Origin of the sequence: Phenylobacterium sp., assembly GCF_030645195.1 — a bacterium.
Taxonomy (GTDB): domain Bacteria; phylum Pseudomonadota; class Alphaproteobacteria; order Caulobacterales; family Caulobacteraceae; genus Phenylobacterium.
Map to the genome: position 1 here is coordinate 1 of NZ_JAUSLW010000132.1, position 4109 is coordinate 4109.

At 62.7% G+C, this 4109-nt stretch carries 4 protein-coding genes; all 4 read right to left on the reverse strand.

The features are described from left to right. Positions 1–1465 (reverse strand): DNA polymerase III subunit alpha (dnaE, locus tag Q7T09_RS11395; protein ID WP_304699778.1); only part of this gene is annotated, 1465 nt, incomplete at its 3' end. A 28-nt stretch (positions 1466–1493) separates the two neighbouring features. After that, positions 1494–1586, reverse strand: coding sequence for a cell division inhibitor SidA (gene sidA / locus Q7T09_RS11400; protein ID WP_215340377.1), 93 nt, complete (start codon positions 1584–1586; stop codon positions 1494–1496). A gap of 64 nt (positions 1587–1650) precedes the next feature. After that, the gene (locus Q7T09_RS11405; protein ID WP_304699779.1) at positions 1651–3393 is read right to left on the reverse strand and encodes an AIPR family protein; all 1743 of its coding nucleotides are present in this window, start codon (positions 3391–3393) and stop codon (positions 1651–1653) included. Positions 3394–3536: 143 nt separating this feature from the next. Next, a partial coding sequence (locus tag Q7T09_RS11410) for an ABC transporter ATP-binding protein (RefSeq protein WP_304699780.1) occupies positions 3537–4109 on the reverse strand: 573 nt, incomplete at its 5' end.

Genomic DNA, 4109 nt, shown 5'->3' on the forward strand with positions numbered 1-4109 from the left:
GGCGCAGGCGCGGCTCGATCTCGATGGCGCGGGCGAGCGTCACCGGATTGGCGGGGTTGGCCGGCACCATCTTGGCCAGGCGGTCCACCTGGCCCAGGGGAAGTTGCAGGACACGACCCACGTCGCGCAGCACGGCGCGGGCCTGCAGGGTGCCGAAGGTGATGATCTGGGCCACCCGGTCGCGGCCGTAGCGCTGCTGGACGTAGGAGATCACCTCCTCCCGCCGCTCCTGGCAGAAGTCGATGTCGAAGTCGGGCATGGACACCCGCTCGGGGTTCAGGAACCGCTCGAACAGCAGGCCGTAGCGCAGGGGATCCAGGCCGGTGATCAGCAACGACCAGGCCACCAGCGAACCCGCGCCGGACCCCCGGCCCGGGCCGACCGGAATGTCATGGGCCACGGCCCACTTCATGAAGTCCGACACGATCAGGAAGTAGCCGGGGAAGCCCATGGCCTGGATGACGCCGATCTCGCGCTCCAGCCGGTCCCAGTAGTCCTGCTCGGTCCCCGAGAGGATGTGGCCTTCCAGCCGTCTGCGCAGTCCCTCGCGGGCCTGCTCGGCCAGCTCCTCGGCCTCGGTGCGGCCGGCCACGGTGGGGAAGCGCGGCAGGATGGGGTCGCGCTTCTTGACCATGAAGGCGCAGCGCCGGGCGATATCCAGCGTGTTGTCGCAGGCCTCCGGCAAATCCGCGAACAGCTTGCGCATATCCTCGGCCGGCTTGAACCAGTGCTCGGGGGTCACCCGGCGGCGGTCCTCCTGGCTGATGAAGGCGCCGTCGGCGATGCACAGCAGGGCCTCGTGGGCGGTGTAGAGCTCGGCCGGGCCGAAATAGACGTCGTTGGTGGCCACCAGCGGGATGTCGAACTCGTAGGCGTAGGCCACCAGCTCCGGCTCGGCGGCGGCCTGGGCGGCCATGCCGTGGCGCTGCAGCTCGATATAGAAGCGGTCGCCGAACACCCGGTGCATCTCGGCCAGGGCCGCCTGACCCTCGGCGGTCTTGCCCGCGGCCATCAGCGGATCGACCGGCCCGTCGACGCCGCCCGACAGCAGGATCAGCCCCTCGGCCCGCTCGACGACGGCGCTCCAGGGAACCTGGGGTTCGTCGGTGGGCTCGATGTCCAGATAGGCCATCGAGGAGAGTTCGGAGAGGTGCAGATAGCCCTGCTCGCTCTGGGCCAGCAGGACGAGGGTGGGGATCTTGGCCCAGCGCTCGGGCGGCCCCTCGCCGATGCCGCGCACCGGCAGGGCGACGCCGACGATGGGCTGGACGCCGGTCTCCTTGGTGGCGACGGAGAACTCCAGAGCCCCGAACAGGTTGGCCCGGTCGGTGAGCGCCACGGCCGGCATGTGGGCCTTGGCCGCCAGCTTGCCGACCGCGTCGGCCTTGATGGCGCCCTCCAGCAACGAATAGGCCGAGCGCACCCGCAGATGGACGAAACCGTCTTGTCCGCCCTGCCCGCTCACGCCGCCCTCCGCTCTCAGATTGTCAGCCTCAGGCGGCCAGTTGCGCGACCTGACACATCATCCAGACAAAGCCCGCCACCGACACAAAGGCCAGCGATTCCCGCGCCAGACGAACAACCATAACGCCCCTCCTGTGAATGTTCCGGGTATGTTCCTATTCTGGTTTTGTTCTCATGACAAGGGGGCTATTTCCCATCTCGCACCCAATCCAAGAGGCTGCCTTGTGCTCCAGGAGGGCCTCCATCCCTGCGGTCATAGGTCCTGGCTAGCTCCTCGCATTTGGCCGTGTTCTTCGCGAACTGCGCCAGGTAGTCACTGCCGTGGTTGCCTTCGAGGTAGGCAGACACCTTCTGAAAGATCGGAGGAGTTGCCTGCCGAGCCGCAAGAGTCACGTCGTCGTCGGTTCGGTCCGGCGCGAAACTTCGTCGAACTTCCGCGTCCTGAAATACAAAATGGAGGATGACGCGATTTAGATGGATCGCCACCAAGGAAGCGCGGGGAGCCATGGAAGCTTTCAGGAAGTGCAGCTCTTCATCCACAGCGCGCATGACGCGAACAGCTCTCCAAAGCCGAGATGTAGTCAGGTCTTCGTTGAATAAGTCTGTGTATGGCGGAGCTGCTGTATCGGCCCAAATTGCGCCAATCTCACGCTTCACCTGAACTGCAAGAGCAATTGACCGTTCACTTGCAAGCGCTTGCGTAGCTTCGACTATACTACAACCATCATCGCTACGCGGGTCAGACTCCCCCGTCTTGTAGACATACCGACGCTTGTCGAGAGCGAAGTCGGTTGCCAGTCGATGCTGTAGCGGATCCATCGCCGCAAACTCTCTATTTCCCACCGCATTCTGAAGATTTGCCGCTCTGGTGATCTGGCGACCAAACTCAGGTGAGGTCTTGGCTAGGGAGATGATGCGAACTGGCACAAATGATCGAGCAAACTCTTCGGCGGGATCTACCGAAGATCCTACAATCGTTCCAATACTACCAACTGTCTGAGCCCCGTTGACGATACTCACTCCGTCACAATTAAATAACCCCAATGCACGCCCAGGAGACCCCACAAGACTCTTGTCCACCGCGTCGCAGATAACTGTAATCCCATTGTTGAAGTACCAGAAATTCTCTGGACTCTCTGACAAAGTGCGCTGGATTGCATTATTTACGCCAGAATTGGTGTAAAATAGTCGTAGATTCTGTGTAAACAGAAAACTCCGGTGCTCTTTCCACCATTGCGCGACTTCAGTAACGTTCGCGCGGCCGTAGTATGCAAGGTAAGGTTGCTCAATTTGCCCCCAATCATGGAGCGCAATTTGCAGTTTAATTTTGGGGTCCGCAGTTTCGGACGTAATCAAGCCGTAAGCGCCGGCTTGGTCGAAATCCTCATAAGACGCGATCTGAACGGCGCCATTCAACTCAGTGACAAGGTCTTCGATGCTCTTGGTTGCGTGTGGCGGCGGGGGTTGGCTACCAGTATGAATGGTGACGAGGCGAAGTCTAATCGCGCGCTCCGAATACAAGACGGACCGAATTTCCGACTCCTTGTCTCGAACCTTCTGATCAAAGCGTTCAAATCTATCTGCTAGAAGGTCGCGGACCCCGTTGGCAAACTTGTTTGATGCTATCTCATTGATGCTAGCGTTGCCGCTCTTGCTCCATTTCGCCTGAACGAACAGGAGCGTGTCCGTCTTGGCGTCAAAATGGATCGCGTCTATGCCACCGTCATTGTAGCCATCGACGACGGACTTGGCTGCGACCACAGGGTCCTCGCCCGCCAACTTCCGCACCGCCAGAGCCGCCATAGCTCGCGAAAGGAAGGCTGTTTCCACCTGTTCGGGCGGGTGCTTTGCCAAGTCCGACATGTCGATATGGTCGCGAAATTGCTGAGTCAGGACATTCGCGATCCGCGTGATGGTAAGCGGGCTCATGCGAACCTACGCCTCTGCGCGCGAGCAGTAGATGCTGTACGCCGCAATCAAGGCTATTTGGGCGCGATTCATTTCACGGTCCCCCCCCGCGCGAACGTCACCATGCGTCGGCGGCGTTAGGCCCGCAAGCGGTGAGCGCCCCCCTAAAACCCCGTCTGCGCTTCCAGCTTCCCGTCCTTGAGCCCCAAGACCCGGTCCATGTGCCGGGCGAGCTCCAGGTTGTGGGTGGCGACGAGCGCCGCGACGCCGGTGGCGCGTGCCAGGGCGTAGAGGTTCTCGAACACCGCCGCTGACGTGTGCGGGTCGAGGTTGCCGGTGGGTTCGTCGGCCAGCAGGAGGCGGGGCGAATTGGCCAGGGCGCGGGCGATGGCGACGCGCTGCTGCTCGCCGCCGGAGAGCTGGGCGGGTTGGTGCTTGACCCGTTCGGCCAGGCCCAGCTGGTCCAGCAGGAAGAAGGCGCGCTCGCGGGCGGCCTTGCGCGACACCCCGGCGATCATCTGCGGCGGGGCCACGTTATCCAGGGCCGAGCACGCGGGACGCAGGTGGGGGGCCTGGTAGACGACGCCGATGGTGTGCAGGCGCACCCGGGTGCGGAGCCGGTCGCTGAGGTTGGAGCAGTCGCGACCCTCGATGAAGATCTGGCCGGCGGTCGGACGTTCCAGAAGTCCTGCCGCGTGCAGCAGGGACGACTTGCCCGAGCCCGAGGGTCCGATCAG

Excerpts from the sequence above, each read along its gene's own strand:
- Q7T09_RS11405 (WP_304699779.1), bottom strand. The coding sequence starts at position 3,393 with ATGAGCCCGCTTACCATCACGCGGATCGCGAATGTCCTGACTCAGCAA.
- sidA (WP_215340377.1), bottom strand. The coding sequence starts at position 1,586 with ATGGTTGTTCGTCTGGCGCGGGAATCGCTGGCCTTTGTGTCGGTGGCG.